The sequence below is a fragment of the Streptomyces abyssalis genome, assembly GCF_001751365.1.
Lineage (GTDB): Bacteria > Actinomycetota > Actinomycetes > Streptomycetales > Streptomycetaceae > Streptomyces > Streptomyces abyssalis.
In genome coordinates, this window is the sequence record NZ_LJGT01000041.1 from 179724 (window position 1) to 198222 (window position 18499).

14 protein-coding genes are annotated in these 18499 nt (G+C 66.8%); all 14 read left to right on the plus strand.

Annotated features, from left to right (window positions below; genetic code table 11):
* Nucleotides 1-21 precede the first annotated feature (21 nt).
* The 14 genes from rplK to panD all read left to right on the plus strand — a co-directional run bounded on the left by rplK (nucleotide 22) and on the right by panD (nucleotide 18488).
* A complete protein-coding gene (gene rplK / locus AN215_RS21645) occupies nucleotides 22-456 on the plus strand; it encodes a 50S ribosomal protein L11 (RefSeq protein WP_055485920.1) in 435 nt (144 codons plus the stop codon).
* Between the two features lie 101 nt (nucleotides 457-557).
* Complete coding sequence (gene rplA / locus AN215_RS21650) at nucleotides 558-1280, plus strand: 50S ribosomal protein L1 (protein ID WP_070008904.1); 723 nt, start codon at nucleotides 558-560, stop codon at nucleotides 1278-1280.
* Nucleotides 1281-1432: 152 nt separating this feature from the next.
* Nucleotides 1433-2326, plus strand: a complete 894-nt coding sequence (locus AN215_RS21655) for an SCO4651 family lipoprotein (protein WP_070008905.1) — start codon at nucleotides 1433-1435, stop codon at nucleotides 2324-2326.
* Between the two features lie 293 nt (nucleotides 2327-2619).
* Nucleotides 2620-3159, plus strand: a complete 540-nt coding sequence (rplJ, locus tag AN215_RS21660; protein WP_070008906.1) for a 50S ribosomal protein L10 — start codon at nucleotides 2620-2622, stop codon at nucleotides 3157-3159.
* A gap of 117 nt (nucleotides 3160-3276) precedes the next feature.
* Nucleotides 3277-3666 (plus strand): 50S ribosomal protein L7/L12, encoded by a 390-nt coding sequence (gene rplL / locus AN215_RS21665; RefSeq protein WP_070008907.1) that lies wholly within the window; start codon nucleotides 3277-3279, stop codon nucleotides 3664-3666.
* A gap of 518 nt (nucleotides 3667-4184) precedes the next feature.
* On the plus strand, nucleotides 4185-7670 hold the full coding sequence (gene rpoB, locus AN215_RS21670; protein ID WP_070008908.1) for a DNA-directed RNA polymerase subunit beta: 3486 nt from the start codon (nucleotides 4185-4187) through the stop codon (nucleotides 7668-7670).
* A gap of 123 nt (nucleotides 7671-7793) precedes the next feature.
* Complete coding sequence (locus AN215_RS21675; RefSeq protein ID WP_070008909.1) at nucleotides 7794-11693, plus strand: DNA-directed RNA polymerase subunit beta'; 3900 nt, start codon at nucleotides 7794-7796, stop codon at nucleotides 11691-11693.
* 88 nt (nucleotides 11694-11781) lie between these two features.
* Entirely contained in the window at nucleotides 11782-12312 is a 531-nt protein-coding gene (locus AN215_RS21680) for a DUF1707 and DUF4190 domain-containing protein (protein ID WP_070008980.1), read from the plus strand.
* Nucleotides 12313-12661: 349 nt separating this feature from the next.
* On the plus strand, nucleotides 12662-13033 hold the full coding sequence (gene rpsL, locus AN215_RS21685) for a 30S ribosomal protein S12 (RefSeq protein ID WP_003948652.1): 372 nt from the start codon (nucleotides 12662-12664) through the stop codon (nucleotides 13031-13033).
* Between the two features lie 2 nt (nucleotides 13034-13035).
* Nucleotides 13036-13506 (plus strand): 30S ribosomal protein S7, encoded by a 471-nt coding sequence (gene rpsG, locus AN215_RS21690; RefSeq protein ID WP_028433241.1) that lies wholly within the window; start codon nucleotides 13036-13038, stop codon nucleotides 13504-13506.
* A 39-nt stretch (nucleotides 13507-13545) separates the two neighbouring features.
* Entirely contained in the window at nucleotides 13546-15669 is a 2124-nt protein-coding gene (fusA, locus tag AN215_RS21695; RefSeq protein ID WP_070008910.1) for an elongation factor G, read from the plus strand.
* A gap of 221 nt (nucleotides 15670-15890) precedes the next feature.
* Nucleotides 15891-17084, plus strand: coding sequence for an elongation factor Tu (gene tuf, locus AN215_RS21700; RefSeq protein ID WP_070008911.1), 1194 nt, complete (start codon nucleotides 15891-15893; stop codon nucleotides 17082-17084).
* A 212-nt stretch (nucleotides 17085-17296) separates the two neighbouring features.
* Nucleotides 17297-17854 carry a YceI family protein gene (locus AN215_RS21705; RefSeq protein ID WP_070008912.1) on the plus strand — a complete coding sequence of 186 codons (558 nt, stop codon included), beginning with the start codon at nucleotides 17297-17299 and terminating at the stop codon, nucleotides 17852-17854.
* 202 nt (nucleotides 17855-18056) lie between these two features.
* Complete coding sequence (gene panD, locus AN215_RS21710) at nucleotides 18057-18488, plus strand: aspartate 1-decarboxylase (protein WP_070008913.1); 432 nt, start codon at nucleotides 18057-18059, stop codon at nucleotides 18486-18488.
* The last annotated feature ends 11 nt before the right edge of the window (nucleotides 18489-18499 follow it).

Sequence of the window (18499 nt, forward strand, 5' to 3'; positions counted from 1 at the left end):
CACTAAGGACCCGGAGAGAGCATGCCTCCCAAGAAGAAGAAGGTCGCGGGGCTGATCAAGCTCCAGATCCAGGCCGGCGCGGCCAACCCGGCACCGCCGGTCGGCCCGGCGCTGGGTCAGCACGGCGTCAACATCATGGAGTTCTGCAAGGCCTACAACGCGGCGACCGAGTCGCAGCGCGGCTGGGTCATCCCCGTGGAGATCACGGTCTACGAGGACCGCTCCTTCACGTTCATCACCAAGACGCCGCCGGCGTCGAAGATGATCCTGAAGGCCGCGGGTGTGGAGAAGGGCTCCGGCACCCCGCACACGACGAAGGTCGCGAAGATCACGCGTGACCAGGTGCGGGAGATCGCCACGACGAAGATGCCCGACCTGAACGCCAACGACCTGGACCAGGCCGAGAAGATCATCGCCGGCACCGCCCGTTCGATGGGCGTGACCGTCGAGAGCTGACCGGCCGGTCAGCCCCCGTGGCAGGGCCTGCGCAGGCCCGTACCACGACTCCGTAACCGCCGTGCGGCCACAGCCGTACGACGACACTGTCAGGAGCAGAAGTGAAGCGCAGCAAGGCATTCCGCAGCGCGGACGCCAAGATCGACCGGGAGCGTCTCTACGCCCCGCTCGAGGCCATCCGCCTCGCCAGGGAGACCTCCACCAAGAAGTTCGACGCGACCGTCGAGGTCGCCCTGCGTCTGGGCGTCGACCCGCGCAAGGCCGACCAGATGGTCCGCGGCACCGTGAACCTGCCGCACGGCACCGGCAAGACCGCCCGGGTCCTGGTCTTCGCGACCGGTGACCGTGCAGCAGCCGCGGAGGCCGCGGGAGCCGACATCGTCGGCGGCGACGAGCTGATCGAGGAGGTCGCCGGCGGCCGTCTGGACTTCGACGCCGTCGTCGCCACTCCGGACCTGATGGGCAAGGTCGGCCGCCTAGGCCGTGTGCTCGGTCCGCGTGGTCTGATGCCGAACCCGAAGACCGGCACCGTCACGCCCGATGTGACCAAGGCCGTCAACGACATCAAGGGCGGCAAGATCGAGTTCCGTGTCGACAAGCACGCCAACCTCCACTTCATCATCGGCAAGGCGTCGTTCGACGACACGCAGCTCGTCGAGAACTACGCCGCGGCGCTCGACGAGGTCCAGCGTCTGAAGCCGTCGGCCGCCAAGGGCCGTTACGTGAAGAAGACGTCCATCGCCACCACGATGGGCCCCGGCATCCCTGTCGACCCCAACCGCACCCGCAACCTCCTGACCGAGGAGGACCCCGCCGCGGTCTGAGCGCCCCGCTCAGGCCCGCGCGGACCGCGACGTGATGCTGGGCCCCGTCCTCCCCGGAGGGCGGGGCCCAGTCGTGCGTTGCACACGGCGGGCATCTCCGGGTTAAGGTCCTCTGCGTACTGCTCAACAAGTGGAAAATCAGGGGGAATCAGATGCGCCAGGCCCGAATCGCCATGATGGCGGCCGGAGTTGTGATGGCGGCAGGCCTCACCGCCTGTGGCGGCTCCGGCGGCAAGGACTCCGCGAGCGGCTCCGAGGAGAAGCAGGGCCTCTCGCCCGCGCAGGTGGCCGTCACCGAGCTGGAGCAGGCGTCGAAGAGCACGGAGGAGAAAAAGTCCGCGAAGGTCGAGGGCGACCAGACGCAGGGCACCCCGCGCGGCGAGATCTCCACGAAGACCGAGGGCACCGTCGACTGGTCGGGCGGCGGCACCACCGCCGACATGACCGTCACCCAGCAGGGCTCCGGCGCGAGCGGCCTGCCGACGAGCGGCAAGCCCATGCCCGCCCGCTACACCGAGGACGCCATGTACGTGAACCTCGGTGACCAGTTCGCGTCCACGGCGGGCAAGGGCAAGCACTGGATGAAGTACGACTACGACAAGCTGGCCGAGCAGTCGGGCCCGTCGGGCGCGCTCGTCAAGGACCAGATGCAGAACAACAACCCGGCCCGCTCGGTGGATCTGCTCCTGGCCAGCGGCAAGGTGAAGAAGGTCGGTTCCGAGACGGTCAAGGGCAAGAAGACCGACCACTACAGCGGCACGATCGAGGTCGCCGAGCTGGCTCGCATGCAGTCCGAGAAGCTCAGCGAGAAGGAACTTGATCAGCTCTCCGACCAGCTCAAGCAGCAGGGCTTCAAGACCGAGAAGGTCGACGTCTGGATCGACGGCGACGATCTGCTGGTGAAGAAGCAGGAGCGGGCCAAGGGCAAGAACGGCGACCTGAACTCGACAGTCTTCTACTCGGACTACGGCACCGAGGTCTCCGTCGAGGCGCCGCCCGCCTCCGACACGCTCTCCTTCGAGGAGGCGCTGCCCGGCCGCAGCTGAGCCGGAGACCGGCAAGAGTGTGCGCCCCCTCCGGCACCGGATTTGGTGCCGGAGGGGGCGTTCGCGTAATCTCGTACGAAGCCAAAGACCGCTGGTCGTCGTCGTGCTCACTCAGAGGGCACGGTGGCCGAAGGATCCGCTAGCTGCGGGCGACCCGCGTAGGTGAATGAGGAAGCTCCCGCGCGACGTGTCCGTCGTCGCGGTCGAGCCACGCCCCATGCGCCTGCGCAGGGGCGTTTCGTCGTTCCAGCCCCTTCCGAGCGGTCTCATCACCCGGAAGGAGGCCGAGGCTCATGGCGAGGGAGCAGGTCGCGCCCGACAAGATCGCCGCCGTTGAGGAGATCACGAACAAGTTCCGTGACTCCAACGCCGCAGTGGTCACCGCGTACACAGGGCTTTCGGTTGCCCAGCTCAGGGAGCTGCGCCGCTCGCTCGGCGGGGACGCCCAGTACCGCGTGGTGAAGAACACTCTGACCAAGATCGCGGCCAAAGAGGCCGGGTTCAACGAGCTCGACGAGTTCTTCACGGGCTCGTCGGCCGTCGCCTTCGTCACCGGTGACCCGGTCACGGCGGCGAAGGGTCTTCGTGACTTCGCCAAGGAAAACCCCGCCCTGGAAATCAAGGGCGGCATCGTCGACGGCGCGCTGTACAGCGCCGCCGACCTGAACAAGCTCGCGGCGCTCGAATCCCGCGAGGTGCTGCTCGCCAAGCTGGCCGGCGGCATGAAGGCGTCCATGGCGAAGGCCGCGGCGACCTTCCAGGCCCCGCTGTCGAAGTTCGCCCGTACCGCGGACGCGCTGCGCAGCAAGGTCGAGCAGGGCGGTGCCGAGTAATTCGGCTCCCGTCGAGGCCGGGCAAGCACACGCACCCGGTCGCAGCGGGCTCGAAGTCTGACGAACCCGTCGATACGTACACACGGCACCAGCCGGACTAGTGGAAGGACCGCCACCATGGCGAAGCTCAGCCAGGACGAGCTGCTCGAGCAGTTCAGTGAGATGACCCTCATCGAGCTCTCCGACTTCGTGAAGAAGTTCGAGGAGAAGTTCGACGTCGAGGCGGCCGCCCCGGCCGCCGTCGCCGTCGCCGCCCCCGGCCAGGGCGGCGGGGCCGCCGAGGAGGCCGAGGAGCAGGACGAGTTCGACGTCGTCCTCACCGGCGCCGGCGACAAGAAGATCCAGGTCATCAAGGTCGTGCGCGAGCTGACCTCGCTGGGTCTGAAGGAGGCCAAGGAGCTCGTGGACAGCACCCCGAAGCCGGTCCTCGAGAAGGTCGCGAAGGACGCCGCGGACAAGGCGAAGGAGTCCCTCGAGGGCGCCGGCGCCTCCGTCGAGGTCAAGTGATCATCGGGGTCGCCAGACCCCTCAGCCAGGGGCGATCACCCAGCCGGGTGATCGCCCTTCGGCGTCTCTGCGGCACTCACAGAACCCCTCGGAACGGGCGGGTATGGTGATCTTCGCTGCCGTGGGGCCCTTGACGAACGGCACTTGGCGCGCAATTCTCTGGACGCGCCGTTCGCATCGATCCGGGTTCCGAGGCATGGATCGAGGACGAAGCGGGAAGTGTTGCGGCAAGCACGTTCCGCCCCGACGTACCGAGGCCGTCGGGACGGGCCGCGGCGAAGAAGAACAACTAGGGGGCCCTCCCGGAGGGAACGAGGGACAGGGTCCTCCCGGAGGAGAGATTGCCACCGGCTGGAGGCGGAGACCGGGACCGAGGCCCGGTCCCGGAAATCTGCTCTGGACATCAGTGGGCCTTGAGGCTACACTGACCCTTTGCGCTGCCTGTTAGCTGCTCCCTGCCCGTCACCAGGGGCACCGGTATGCGCGTAGAGAGTCCGAGCCCTCGGAAGGACCCCCTCTTGGCCGCCTCGCGCACTGCCTCGACCGCCAATTCGAACAACGGCGCCAGCACCGCCCCGCTGCGTATCTCTTTTGCGAAGATCAAGGAACCTCTCGAGGTTCCCAACCTCCTTGCGCTCCAGACCGAGAGTTTTGACTGGCTGCTCGGTAACGAAGCCTGGAAGTCCCGGGTCGAGGCTGCGCTGGAGAGCGGAAACGACGTCCCCACCAAGTCCGGTCTGGAGGAGATCTTCGAGGAGATCTCCCCGATCGAGGACTTCTCGGGATCGATGTCGCTGACTTTCCGCGACCACCGTTTCGAGCCCCCGAAGAATTCGATCGACGAGTGCAAGGAGCGCGACTTCACGTACGCGGCTCCGCTCTTCGTCACCGCCGAGTTCACCAACAACGAGACCGGCGAGATCAAGTCCCAGACCGTCTTCATGGGCGACTTCCCGCTGATGACGGACAAGGGCACCTTCGTGATCAACGGCACCGAGCGTGTCGTCGTCACGCAGCTCGTCCGCTCGCCGGGTGCCTACTTCGACAGCTCCATCGACAAGACGTCCGACAAGGACATCTACTCCGCCAAGATCATCCCGTCCCGGGGTGCCTGGCTGGAGATGGAGGTCGACAAGCGCGACATGGTCGGCGTGCGCATCGACCGCAAGCGCAAGCAGTCCGTGACCGTGCTGCTGAAGGCTCTCGGCTGGACGAACGAGCAGATCCTCGAGGAGTTCGGCCAGTACGAGTCGATGCGCGCCACCCTGGAGAAGGACCACACCCAGGGTCAGGACGACGCGCTGCTCGACATCTACCGCAAGCTGCGCCCGGGCGAGCCCCCGACGCGTGAGGCCGCGCAGACGCTGCTGGAGAACCTCTACTTCAACCCGAAGCGTTACGACCTGGCCAAGGTCGGCAGGCACAAGATCAACAAGAAGCTCGGCGGCGACGAGCCGCTGGACTCCGGCGTGCTCACCACGGCGGACGTCATCGCCACGATCAAGTACCTGGTCAAGCTGCACGCGGGCGAGACGGAGTCGACTTCGGCCGAGGGCGACGAGATCGTCATCGAGACCGACGACATCGACCACTTCGGCAACCGCCGCCTGCGCAACGTCGGCGAGCTCATCCAGAACCAGGTCCGCACCGGCCTCGCCCGTATGGAGCGTGTCGTCCGTGAGCGGATGACCACGCAGGACGTCGAGGCGATCACGCCGCAGACGCTGATCAACATCCGGCCGGTCGTCGCCTCCATCAAGGAGTTCTTCGGCACCAGCCAGCTGTCCCAGTTCATGGACCAGACGAACCCGATCTCCGGGCTCACCCACAAGCGCCGTCTCAACTCGCTCGGCCCGGGTGGTCTCAGCCGTGAGCGGGCGGGCTTCGAGGTCCGTGACGTGCACCCCTCGCACTACGGCCGGATGTGCCCGATCGAGACGCCCGAAGGACCGAACATCGGTCTGATCGGTTCGCTCGCCTCGTACGGACGCCTGAACGCGTTCGGCTTCGTGGAGACGCCGTACCGCAAGGTCGTCGACGGTGTCGTCGGCGACGAGGTGCACTACCTGACGGCCGACGAGGAGGACCGCTTCGTCATCGCGCAGGCGAACGCGCCTCTCACCGACGAGATGCGGTTCGCGGAGGACCGGGTGCTGATCCGCCGGCGAGGCGGCGAGGTCGACCTGATCCCGGGCGACGACGTGGACTACATGGACGTCTCGCCGCGCCAGATGGTGTCGGTCGCGACCGCCATGATCCCCTTCCTGGAGCACGACGACGCCAACCGCGCGCTCATGGGGTCGAACATGATGCGGCAGGCGGTGCCGCTCATCAAGGCCGAGTCGCCGCTGGTCGGCACCGGCATGGAGTACCGCTGCGCGGTCGACGCCGGTGACGTCATCAAGGCCGAGAAGGACGGCGTGGTCCAGGAGGTCTCCGCGGACTACGTCACGGTGGCCAACGACGACGGCACCTACACCACGTACCGCGTCGCCAAGTTCACCCGCTCCAACCAGGGAACCTCCTTCAACCAGAAGGTGCTCGTGGACGAGGGCTCGCGGGTGATCGAGGGCCAGGTCCTGGCCGACGGCCCGTCCACCGACGAGGGTGAGATGGCGCTCGGCAAGAACCTGCTGGTCGCCTTCATGCCCTGGGAGGGCTACAACTACGAGGACGCGATCATCCTCAGCCAGCGTCTGGTGCAGGACGACGTCCTCTCCTCGATCCACATCGAGGAGCACGAGGTCGACGCCCGTGACACCAAGCTCGGCCCCGAGGAGATCACCCGGGACATCCCGAACGTCTCCGAGGAGGTCCTCGCCGACCTCGACGAGCGCGGCATCATCCGCATCGGTGCCGAGGTCGAGGCAGGCGACATCCTCGTCGGCAAGGTCACCCCGAAGGGTGAGACCGAGCTGACTCCGGAGGAGCGGCTGCTGCGTGCGATCTTCGGTGAGAAGGCGCGCGAGGTCCGTGACACCTCGCTGAAGGTGCCGCACGGCGAGACCGGCAAGGTCATCGGCGTCCGCGTCTTCGACCGCGAGGAGGGCGACGAGCTGCCCCCGGGTGTGAATCAGCTGGTGCGCGTGTATGTGGCGCAGAAGCGGAAGATCACCGACGGTGACAAGCTCGCCGGCCGTCACGGCAACAAGGGCGTCATCTCCAAGATCCTCCCGGTCGAGGACATGCCGTTCCTGGAGGACGGCACCCCGGTCGACGTCATCCTCAACCCGCTCGGCGTCCCGTCCCGTATGAACCCGGGACAGGTGCTGGAGATCCACCTGGGCTGGCTCGCCTCCCAGGGCTGGAACGTCGCGGGCATCGACGAGGAGTGGGCGCGGCGCCTGCAGCAGATCGGCGCGGACGAGGTCCAGTCCGGGACCAACGTCGCCACCCCGGTCTTCGACGGCGCGCGTGAGGACGAGATCGCCGGCCTCTTCCAGGCCACCGTGCCGAACAGGGACGGCGACCGGATGGTTCTGCCCTCCGGCAAGGCCCACCTGTTCGACGGGCGTTCCGGAGAGCCGTTCCCGGCACCGATCTCGGTCGGCTACATGTACATCCTCAAGCTGCACCACTTGGTCGACGACAAGCTGCACGCACGCTCGACCGGCCCGTACAGCATGATCACCCAGCAGCCGCTGGGCGGTAAGGCACAGTTCGGTGGCCAGCGCTTCGGTGAGATGGAGGTGTGGGCCCTGGAGGCGTACGGCGCCGCGTACGCGCTGCAGGAGCTCCTCACCATCAAGTCGGACGATGTCACCGGCCGCGTGAAGGTCTACGAAGCCATCGTCAAGGGCGAGAACATCCCCGAGCCGGGCATCCCTGAGTCGTTCAAGGTGCTCATCAAGGAGATGCAGTCGCTCTGCCTCAACGTGGAGGTGCTGTCCTCGGACGGCATGTCCATCGAGATGCGTGACACGGACGAGGACGTCTTCCGCGCGGCGGAGGAGCTCGGTATCGACCTGTCCCGGCGCGAGCCGAGCAGCGTCGAAGAGGTCTGACGGGTCTGGCCGGGACGCGTTCGCCAGGCGTGCCGGCCTCCCCCTCGGCCCTGGGGGCCTGGAGGCCACCCCTCCAAACCCCGCTCAGACCATTCATCACAACCCTGAGAGGGATTGACGAGAGTGCTCGACGTCAACTTCTTCGACGAACTGCGGATCGGCCTGGCCACCGCCGACGACATCCGTCAGTGGTCGCACGGCGAGGTCAAGAAGCCGGAAACCATCAACTACCGAACCCTCAAGCCCGAGAAGGACGGACTCTTCTGCGAGAAGATCTTCGGTCCGACCCGGGACTGGGAGTGCTACTGCGGCAAGTACAAGCGCGTCCGCTTCAAGGGCATCATCTGTGAGCGCTGCGGTGTCGAGGTCACCCGCGCCAAGGTGCGCCGCGAGCGGATGGGCCACATCGAGCTGGCCGCGCCCGTCACCCACATCTGGTACTTCAAGGGCGTTCCGTCCCGCCTGGGGTACCTGCTGGATCTCGCTCCGAAGGACCTGGAGAAGGTCATCTACTTCGCGGCGTACATGATCACGTATGTCGACGAGGAGCGCCGCACGCGCGACCTGCCCTCCCTGGAGGCGCATGTCGGTGTCGAGCGCCAGCAGATCGAGCAGCGCCGCGACGCCGACCTGGAGACCCGCGCCAAGAAGCAGGAGGCCGACCTGGCCGAGCTCGAGGCGGAGGGTGCCAAGGCGGACGTGCGCCGCAAGGTGCGTGAAGGCGCCGAGCGCGAGATGAAGCAGATCCGCGACCGTGCGCAGCGCGAGATCGACCGCCTCGACGAGGTGTGGTCCCGCTTCAAGAACCTCAAGGTCCAGGACCTGGAGGGCGACGAGCTGCTCTACCGCGAGCTGCGCGACCGCTTCGGGACCTACTTCGACGGCTCCATGGGTGCGGCTGCTCTGCAGAAGCGCCTGGAGACCTTCGACCTGGACGAGGAGGCGGAGCGGCTCCGCGAGATCATCCGTACCGGCAAGGGCCAGAAGAAGACCCGTGCGCTCAAGCGCCTCAAGGTCGTCTCCGCCTTCCTGCAGACCAGTAACAGCCCCAAGGGCATGGTGCTGGACTGCGTGCCGGTGATCCCGCCGGACCTGCGTCCGATGGTGCAGCTGGACGGTGGCCGCTTCGCGACCTCCGACCTGAACGACCTCTACCGCCGCGTCATCAACCGCAACAACCGCCTGAAGCGTCTGCTCGACCTCGGCGCGCCCGAGATCATCGTGAACAACGAGAAGCGGATGCTGCAGGAGGCAGTCGACGCGCTCTTCGACAACGGCCGCCGCGGCCGCCCGGTCACGGGTCCCGGCAACCGTCCGCTGAAGTCGCTGTCCGACATGCTCAAGGGCAAGCAGGGCCGCTTCCGGCAGAACCTGCTCGGCAAGCGCGTCGACTACTCGGCGCGTTCCGTGATCGTCGTCGGCCCGCAGCTCAAGCTGCACCAGTGCGGCCTGCCGAAGGCCATGGCGCTGGAGCTCTTCAAGCCGTTCGTGATGAAGCGCCTGGTGGATCTCAACCACGCGCAGAACATCAAGTCGGCGAAGCGCATGGTCGAGCGCGGCCGTACGGTCGTCTACGACGTGCTGGAAGAGGTCATCGCGGAGCACCCGGTGCTGCTCAACCGCGCACCGACCCTGCACCGCCTCGGCATCCAGGCCTTCGAGCCGCAGCTGGTCGAGGGCAAGGCCATTCAGATCCACCCGCTCGTGTGCACCGCGTTCAACGCGGACTTCGACGGTGACCAGATGGCCGTGCACCTGCCGCTGTCCGCGGAGGCGCAGGCCGAGGCCCGCATCCTGATGCTGTCCTCGAACAACATCCTCAAGCCGGCCGATGGCCGGCCGGTGACCATGCCCACGCAGGACATGGTGCTCGGGCTGTTCTTCCTCACGACCACCGAGGAGCAGCGCGAGACCATCGGCGACGGCAGGTCGTTCAACTCCACCGCCGAAGCGATCATGGCCTTCGACGCCGGGGAGCTCTCGCTCCAGGCGGAGATCGACATCCGCTTCCCGATCGGCTCGGTGCCGCCGGCGGAGTGGACGCCTCCGATGCCCGAGCAGGGTGAGCCCGAGTGGCAGCCCGGCGACGGCTTCCGGCTGCGTACGACGCTGGGCCGTGCGCTCTTCAACGAGCTGCTGCCCGAGGAGTACCCGTACGTCGAGTACTCGGTCGGCAAGAAGGAGCTCTCCCAGATCGTCAACGACCTGGCCGAGCGCTACCCGAAGGTCACCGTCGCCGCGGCGCTGGACAACCTGAAGTCGGCCGGTTACTTCTGGGCGACCCGCTCCGGCGTCACCATCGCGATCTCGGACGTCGTCGTCCCCGACGCCAAGCCGGAGATCATCGCCGGTTACGAGGAGCAGGACGAGAAGGTCCAGAAGCAGTACGAGCGCGGCCTGATCACCAAGGACGAGCGCACGCAGGAGCTCATCGCGATCTGGACCAAGGCGACCAACGAGGTCTCCGAGGCGATGAGCGAGAACTTCCCGAAGACGAACCCGATCTTCATGATGGTCGACTCGGGCGCCCGAGGGAACATGATGCAGATGCGTCAGATCGCCGGCATGCGCGGTCTGGTGTCCAACGCGAAGAACGAGACCATCCCGCGGCCGATCAAGGCGTCGTTCCGTGAGGGTCTCTCCGTGCTGGAGTACTTCATCTCCACGCACGGTGCCCGTAAGGGTCTCGCGGACACCGCCCTGCGTACCGCCGACTCCGGTTACCTGACGCGCCGGCTCGTCGACGTCTCCCAGGACGTGATCATCCGCGAGGAGGACTGCGGCACCGACCGCGGTCTGAAGCTGGAGATCGCGGCAAGGGGCGCCGACGACGTGCTGCGCAAGGCCGCGGACGTGGAGACCAGCGTGTACGCGCGCTGCCTCGCCGAGGACATCGTCGTCGACGGCAAGGTGCTGGCCCCGGCCGGCACCGACCTGGGCGACGTGCTCATCGACGAGCTGGTGCGGCACGGCGTGGAGACCGTCAAGACCCGTTCCATCCTCACGTGCGAGTCGACGGTCGGCACCTGCGCCATGTGCTACGGCCGCTCGCTGGCCACCGGCAAGCTGGTCGACATCGGCGAGGCCGTCGGCATCATCGCGGCCCAGTCGATCGGTGAGCCCGGCACCCAGCTCACGATGCGTACCTTCCACACCGGTGGTGTGGCCGGTGACGACATCACGCAGGGTCTGCCGCGTGTGGTCGAGCTGTTCGAGGCCCGTACGCCCAAGGGCGTCGCGCCGATCTCCGAATCGGCCGGCCGTGCCCGTATCGAGGAGACGGAGAAGACCAAGAAGGTCGTCGTCACCCCGGACGACGGCTCGGACGAGACCTCGTACGCCGTCAGCAAGCGCGCCAGGCTGCTGGTGGGCGAGGGCGACCACGTCTCCGTCGGCCAGGCGCTGACGGTGGGTGCCACCAACCCGCACGACGTGCTGCGCATCCTCGGCCAGCGTGCGGTCCAGGTGCACCTGGTCGGCGAGGTCCAGAAGGTCTACAACTCGCAGGGTGTCTCGATCCACGACAAGCACATCGAGATCATCATCCGGCAGATGCTGCGCCGCGTGACGATCATCGAGTCCGGCGACGCGGAGCTGCTGCCGGGCGAGCTCGTGGAGCGTACGAAGTTCGAGGGTGAGAACCGTCGGGTCGTGGCGGAAGGCGGCCACCCGGCCTCCGGCCGTCCGCAGCTGATGGGTATCACCAAGGCTTCGCTGGCGACCGAGTCGTGGCTGTCGGCGGCGTCCTTCCAGGAGACGACCAGGGTCCTCACGGACGCGGCGATCAACGCCAAGTCCGACTCCCTGATCGGCCTCAAGGAGAACGTCATCATCGGTAAGCTCATCCCGGCCGGTACGGGCCTGTCCCGTTACCGCAACATCCGGGTGGAGCCCACCGAGGAGGCCAAGGCCGCGATGTACTCGGCCGTCGGCTACGACGACATCGACTACTCGCCGTTCGGCACCGGCTCCGGTCAGGCCGTCCCGCTCGAGGACTACGACTACGGGCCGTACAACGCCTGACCCGAGGTCATAGCTCTGCTACAGAGGACGGCCGTCCCTACCGGGGCGGCCGTCCTCTGTGCATGATGAGCCGGAGGGGGTGGTGCGGATGCTCGCCGCGAACGCCGACCGGGACCGGGCGGGGGACGTACTCAAGGCCGCATATGCGGAGGGCCGGCTGACGAAGGACGAGTACGACTACCGCGTCGGACGTGCTGTGGCGGCTCGTACGGTCGAGGAGCTCCAGCAGCTCACCAGCGACGTGCCCAATGGGCCCAGCGCCGTGCCGCCGACTTTCCAACGCCCCTTCGGCCAGGGCCAGTTGGTGCCGTTCCAACCACAGCCGATCGCACCGTACGCCGTTCCGCGCCGGCAGAACGGCATCGCGACGGCCGCGCTCGTCTGCGGCATCGCGGCTCCGGTGGTCTCCCTGGTGACCGCGCCGATCGTGTACGGGCTGCACGCGCCGTACCTCTTCTGGCTGGGGGCGGCCCCCGGGGTGATCCTCGGGCACAAGGCGCGCGCCGAGGTCCGCCGTACCCGGGAGCGGGGCGAGGGCGCGGCCACGGCGGGGCTGATGCTGGGATGGGTCTGGCTGGTGCTCAGCGGGATGCTGGTGCTGCTCCTCGGCGCGGGCTGACAGGCGTTCCGCGACGGTTCCGCTGCGGCTGCGGACGGGTTAGCACAGCTGCCCGGAGAGCGCTCCGACCTGGGGCTTCTGAGGCCCGTGGGCAGCGTGGAGACTTGTTTTGACCGGGGACGACGCGATAGGTACGCTCTGACCTTGTGCCTGGGGTGCCCCCTGCGCTCTCGTAAGCGGTCAGACGCTCGAGAAGTGCGGACGGTGGCACCGGATCTGCATGCTTCTCACCTGAGGGGCCCTTCGCCTTCGCGCGGGACTCTGCAGTCTTCGACACACCCGACCTCGTGGGTCGGGAGCGTGGCCCAGGTTAGCTTTACCGAGACGGCACACAGAAACCGGAGAAACGGTGCCTACGATCCAGCAGCTGGTCCGGAAAGGCCGGCAGGACAAGGTCGAGAAGAACAAGACGCCCGCACTGGAGGGTTCCCCTCAGCGTCGCGGCGTCTGCACGCGTGTGTTCACCACCACCCCGAAGAAGCCGAACTCGGCCCTGCGTAAGGTCGCGCGTGTGCGTCTGACCAGCGGGATCGAGGTCACGGCCTATATTCCGGGTGAGGGCCACAACCTGCAGGAGCACTCCATCGTGCTCGTGCGCGGTGGCCGTGTGAAGGACCTGCCGGGTGTTCGCTACAAGATCATCCGCGGCTCCCTCGACACGCAGGGCGTCAAGAACCGCAAGCAGGCTCGCAGCCGCTACGGCGCCAAGAAGGAGAAGTAAGCATGCCTCGTAAGGGCCCCGCCCCGAAGCGCCCGGTCATCATCGACCCGGTCTACGGTTCTCCTCTGGTGACCTCCCTCATCAACAAGGTGCTGCTGAACGGCAAGCGCTCCACTGCGGAGCGCATCGTCTACGGCGCCATGGAGGGGCTGCGGGAGAAGACCGGCAACGACCCGGTCATCACCCTCAAGCGCGCGCTGGAGAACGTCAAGCCGACCCTCGAGGTCCGCTCGCGGCGCGTCGGTGGCGCCACCTATCAGGTTCCGGTCGAGGTACGCCCCGGCCGTTCCTCCACTCTCGCGCTGCGCTGGATCGTGGGTTACTCCCGCGCCCGCCGCGAGAAGACGATGACCGAGCGTCTGCTGAACGAGCTGCTCGATGCCTCCAACGGGCTCGGCGCCGCCGTGAAGAAGCGCGAGGACACCCACAAGATGGCCGAGTCCAACAAGGCCTTCGCGCACTACCGCTGGTAGTCGCAGACCCCATCGAGACCGAGAGAAGACTGAAGCCTTATGGCTACCACTTCACTTGACCTGGCCAAGGTCCGGAACATCGGGATCATGGCCCATATCGACGCGGGCAAGACGACGACCACCGAGCGGATCCTGTTCTACACCGGTCGCAGCTACAAGATCGGTGAGGTCCACGACGGCGCTGCCACGATGGACTGGATGGCCCAGGAGCAGGAGCGCGGCATCACGATCACGTCTGCCGCGACGACCACTCACTGGCCGCTCAACGACGTCGACTACACCATCAACATCATCGACACTCCCGGCCACGTCGACTTCACCGTCGAGGTGGAGCGTGCGCTGCGTGTGCTCGACGGTGCCGTGACGGTGTTCGACGGTGTGGCCGGCGTCGAGCCGCAGTCCGAGACCGTCTGGCGTCAGGCGGACCGGTACGGCGTGCCGCGTATCTGCTTCGTCAACAAGCTGGACCGCACCGGCGCGGAGTTCCACCGCTGCGTCGACATGATCGTGGACCGCCTCGGTGCGGTGCCGCTGGTCATGCAGATCCCGATCGGGACCGAGGCGGACTTCAAGGGCGTCGTCGACCTCGTCAGCATGAAGGCGCTGGTCTGGTCGCCCGAGGCGAAGATGGGCGAGATGTACGACACCGTCGACATCCCGGCCACTCACGCCGAGGCCGCCGACGAGTGGCGCGGCAATCTGCTCGAGGCCGTCGCGGAGAACGACGAGGAGATGATGGAGCTGTACCTCGAGGGCCAGGAGCCCACCGAGGACCAGCTCTACGCGGCGATCCGCCGCATCACCCTCGCCTCGACCGGCGCCGAGGGCACTACCACCGTGACCCCCGTCTTCTGCGGAACGGCGTTCAAGAACAAGGGCGTTCAGCCCCTGCTCGACGCCATCGCCCGCTACCTCCCGTCCCCTCTGGACGTCGAGGCGATCGCGGGTCACTCCGTCAAGGACCCCGAGGAGGTCCTGACGCGGAAGCCGTCCGAGCAGGAGCCCATGTCGGCGCTCGCGTTCAAGATCGCGAGCGACCCGCACCTGGGCAAGCTCACCTTCATCCGGGTCTATTCCGGCAGGCTGGTAACCGGCTCGCAGGTGATGAACTCGGTGAAGGGCAAGAAGGAGCGCATCGGCAAGATCTACCGGATGCACGCGAACAAGCGTGAGGAGATCGAGTCGGTGGGTGCCGGCGACATCGTCGCCGTCATGGGTCTCAAGCAGACCACCACCGGTGAGACCCTCTGCGACGCGAGCAACCCGGTGATCCTCGAGTCGATGGAGTTCCCGGCTCCCGTGATCGAGGTCGCGATCGAGCCCAAGTCCAAGGGCGACCAGGAGAAGTTGGGCGTCGCGATCCAGCGGCTGGCCGAGGAGGACCCGTCCTTCCAGGTCAAGACCGACGAGGAGACCGGCCAGACGATCATTGCGGGCATGGGCGAGCTGCACCTTGATGTGCTGGTCGACCGCATGAAGCGCGAGTTCAAGGTCGAGGCCAACGTCGGTAAGCCGCAGGTGGCGTACCGCGAGTCGCTGCGCAAGGCGGTCGACAAGGTCGACTACACCCACAAGAAGCAGACCGGTGGTTCCGGTCAGTTCGCGAAGGTGCAGATCGCAGTCGAGCCGCTCGAGGGTGACGGCTACGAGTTCGTCAACCAGGTCACCGGTGGCCGCATCCCCAGGGAGTACATCCCGTCCGTGGATGCCGGCTGCCAGGAGGCCATGGAGTTCGGTGTGCTGGCGGGCTATCCGCTGACCGGCGTCCGCGTGACGCTGCTCGACGGTGCCTTCCACGACGTCGACTCCTCGGAGATGGCATTCAAGATCGCCGGTTCCATGGCGTTCAAGGATGCCGCTCGGAAGGCGAGCCCGGCACTGCTGGAGCCGATGATGAAGGTCGAAGTCACCACGCCCGAGGACTACATGGGCGATGTGATCGGCGACATCAACTCCCGTCGTGGCCAGGTTCAGTCCATGGACGACAGGAGTGGCGCCAAGCTCGTCACCGGCCTGGTCCCGCTGTCGGAGATGTTCGGTTACGTCGGGGACTTGCGCAGCAAGACCTCCGGCCGCGCCAACTACTCCATGCAGTTCGACTCCTACGCCGAGGTTCCCAAGAGCGTCGCTGAGGAGATCATCGCGAAGGTCAAGGGCGAGTAACACCGAGTTGCTCAACCCTTAGGCTGTAGCAAAGGCATTCGGGGCACTCCGGTACAGACCGTACGGCTCGTCCGTCGGCTGTGCCGGGTCCCCGGCCGCCAGCCCCCCAAGCGAACTGGTCAAGGGCATCCCCCTCGGGGTCCTGACCGGTTCATATCGACCATCTGAACCCCTCCGCAGAATGTGGAGGGTGTACAGCACCAGTCCACAGGAGGACCCCAGTGGCGAAGGCGAAGTTCGAGCGGACTAAGCCGCACGTCAACATCGGCACCATCGGTCACATCGACCACGGTAAGACGACTCTTACCGCGGCGATCACCAAGGTGCTGCACGACAAGTACCCGGCGCTGAACGAGGCCTCGGCCTTCGACAGCATCGACAAGGCGCCCGAAGAGCGCCAGCGCGGAATCACGATTTCCATCGCGCACGTCGAGTACCAGACGGAGAACCGTCACTACGCGCACGTTGACTGCCCGGGTCACGCGGACTACATCAAGAACATGATCACCGGTGCCGCGCAGATGGACGGCGCCATCCTCGTGGTCGCCGCCACCGACGGCCCGATGCCGCAGACCAAGGAGCACGTCCTCCTGGCCCGCCAGGTCGGCGTTCCGTACATCGTGGTCGCCCTCAACAAGGCGGACATGGTGGACGACGAGGAGATCATGGAGCTCGTCGAGCTCGAGGTCCGTGAGCTGCTCTCGGAGTACGAGTTCCCGGGCGACGACGTGCCGGTCGTCAAGGTGTCCGCGCTCAAGGCCCTTGAGGGCGACGCCGAGTGGGCCGACTCCATCGGCAAGCTCATGGACGCCGTCGACAGCGCGATCCCGCAGCCCGAGCGTGACGTCGAGAAGCCGTTCCTGATGCCGATCGAGGACGTCTTCACGATCACCGGCCGCGGCACGGTCGTCACCGGCCGTATCGAGCGCGGTGTGCTGAAGGTCAACGAGAATGTCGACATCATCGGCATCAAGGAGACCAAGACCTCGACGACCGTCACCGGCATCGAGATGTTCCGCAAGCTCCTCGACGAGGGCCAGGCCGGTGAGAACGTCGGTCTGCTGCTCCGCGGCATCAAGCGCGAGGACGTCGAGCGCGGCCAGGTCATCATCAAGCCGGGCTCGGTCACCCCGCACACGGAGTTCGAGGGTCAGGCGTACATCCTGTCGAAGGACGAAGGCGGTCGGCACACCCCGTTCTTCAACAACTACCGCCCGCAGTTCTACTTCCGTACCACCGACGTGACCGGCGTCGTGACCCTCCCCGAGGGCACCGAGATGGTCATGCCGGGCGACAACACCGAGATGAGCGTCCAGCTCATCCAGCCCGTCGCCATGGAAGAGGGCCTCAAGTTCGCCATCCGTGAGGGTGGCCGGACCGTGGGCGCCGGCCAGGTCACCAAGATCAACAAGTGACCCGCTGCTCCCTTCTCGGAGGGGAGCTGCCGGCTTGAAGCAGGCGAAGGGGTCCGCACGGCACACGTCGTGCGGACCCCTTCGTGCTGTCTGGGCGCAGGCACGCGTCCGGGAGAAGAGCCGCGCGTGGGGCGCGCGGCAAGAGACGGAATAGTTGACGCTTCAACGATGTTGTTCCAGGGGCAAGCACCGCTGACTCTTGGAGGAACGTCATGACCAGTGCCACCGACCACGCAAAGCTCACCGGGGAGTACGCCCTCGACCCGACCCACACCCGCATCGGTTTCGTCGCACGCCACGCGATGGTGACCAAGGTCCGGGGCGCGTTCAACGACTTCACCGGCACCGCGAACATCGACGGCGACAACCCGGAGCGTTCGTCGGTCGAGCTGGTGATCAAGGCCGAGAGCATCGACACCCGCAACCCGGACCGCGACGCGCACCTGCGCAGCAACGACTTCCTGAAGATGGACGAGCACCCGGAGATCACCTTCCGGTCGACGGGAGTCCGGCCGAACGGTGAGAACGAATTCGACGTCACCGGCGACCTGACCATCAAGGGGGTCACTCGTTCGGTGACCGTCCCGTTCACCTTCGAGGGGCAGGCCACCGACCCCTTCGGCAACAGCCGGATCGGTCTCGAGGGTGCGACCACCATCAACCGCCAGGACTTCGGCGTCAGTTGGAACGCCGCGCTGGAGACGGGTGGCTTCCTGGTGAGCGACAAGGTGACGCTCGAGTTCGAGGTCTCGGCCATCAAGCAGGGCTGACCACCAGCGCGAGCACGGCTGCAGGCGCGGCAGGCCATCCCGGTCTGCCGCGCGGGCGGGCCGGTGCGTCCGGATCGCGGTGGCGGGTCGTCCGGGCCGCGGTGGCCGGTCGTACGGGGCCGCTTCGTGCCGTCGCCTACCATGTGCGGGTCGGCGCGCACCTCTTCACGAGGGCGCGACCTTCTCCCTCAGGAGTGATGCCATGCTGCGCACCATGTTCAAGTCCAAGATCCACCGCGCCACCGTGACCGAGGCCGATCTGCACTACGTGGGTTCCGTCACCGTCGATGCCGAACTCATGGACGCCGCCGATCTGTTGCCCGGCGAACTGGTCCACATCGTCGACATCACCAACGGCTCGCGCCTGGAGACGTACGTCATCGAGGGCGAGCGCGGCACAGGGGTGATCGGCATCAACGGTGCCGCGGCACATCTGGTGCACCCCGGTGACCTGGTGATCCTCATCAGCTACGCCCAGGTCGACGACGCGGAGGCGCGGGCGCTGCGGCCCGCAGTCGTACACGTGGACGCCGGCAACCGCGTCGTCGGCACCGGTTCCGATCCGGCCGAGGCGGCGCCGGGCGGAGGCGCGGTCCGCAGTCCGCGTGCGGCCGCCGCCTCCGCAACGGGCTGACCCCGGGACTG

Bases quoted from the DNA above. Each gene is read 5' to 3' on its own strand.
- fusA (WP_070008910.1), top strand. From the start codon at position 13,546: ATGGCTACCACTTCACTTGACCTGGCCAAGGTCCGGAACATCGGGATC.
- AN215_RS21705 (WP_070008912.1), top strand. From the start codon at position 17,297: ATGACCAGTGCCACCGACCACGCAAAGCTCACCGGGGAGTACGCCCTC.
- rplL (WP_070008907.1), top strand. From the start codon at position 3,277: ATGGCGAAGCTCAGCCAGGACGAGCTGCTCGAGCAGTTCAGTGAGATG.
- AN215_RS21680 (WP_070008980.1), top strand. From the start codon at position 11,782: ATGCTCGCCGCGAACGCCGACCGGGACCGGGCGGGGGACGTACTCAAG.
- AN215_RS21655 (WP_070008905.1), top strand. From the start codon at position 1,433: ATGCGCCAGGCCCGAATCGCCATGATGGCGGCCGGAGTTGTGATGGCG.
- rplK (WP_055485920.1), top strand. From the start codon at position 22: ATGCCTCCCAAGAAGAAGAAGGTCGCGGGGCTGATCAAGCTCCAGATC.
- panD (WP_070008913.1), top strand. From the start codon at position 18,057: ATGCTGCGCACCATGTTCAAGTCCAAGATCCACCGCGCCACCGTGACC.
- rpsG (WP_028433241.1), top strand. From the start codon at position 13,036: ATGCCTCGTAAGGGCCCCGCCCCGAAGCGCCCGGTCATCATCGACCCG.
- rplJ (WP_070008906.1), top strand. From the start codon at position 2,620: ATGGCGAGGGAGCAGGTCGCGCCCGACAAGATCGCCGCCGTTGAGGAG.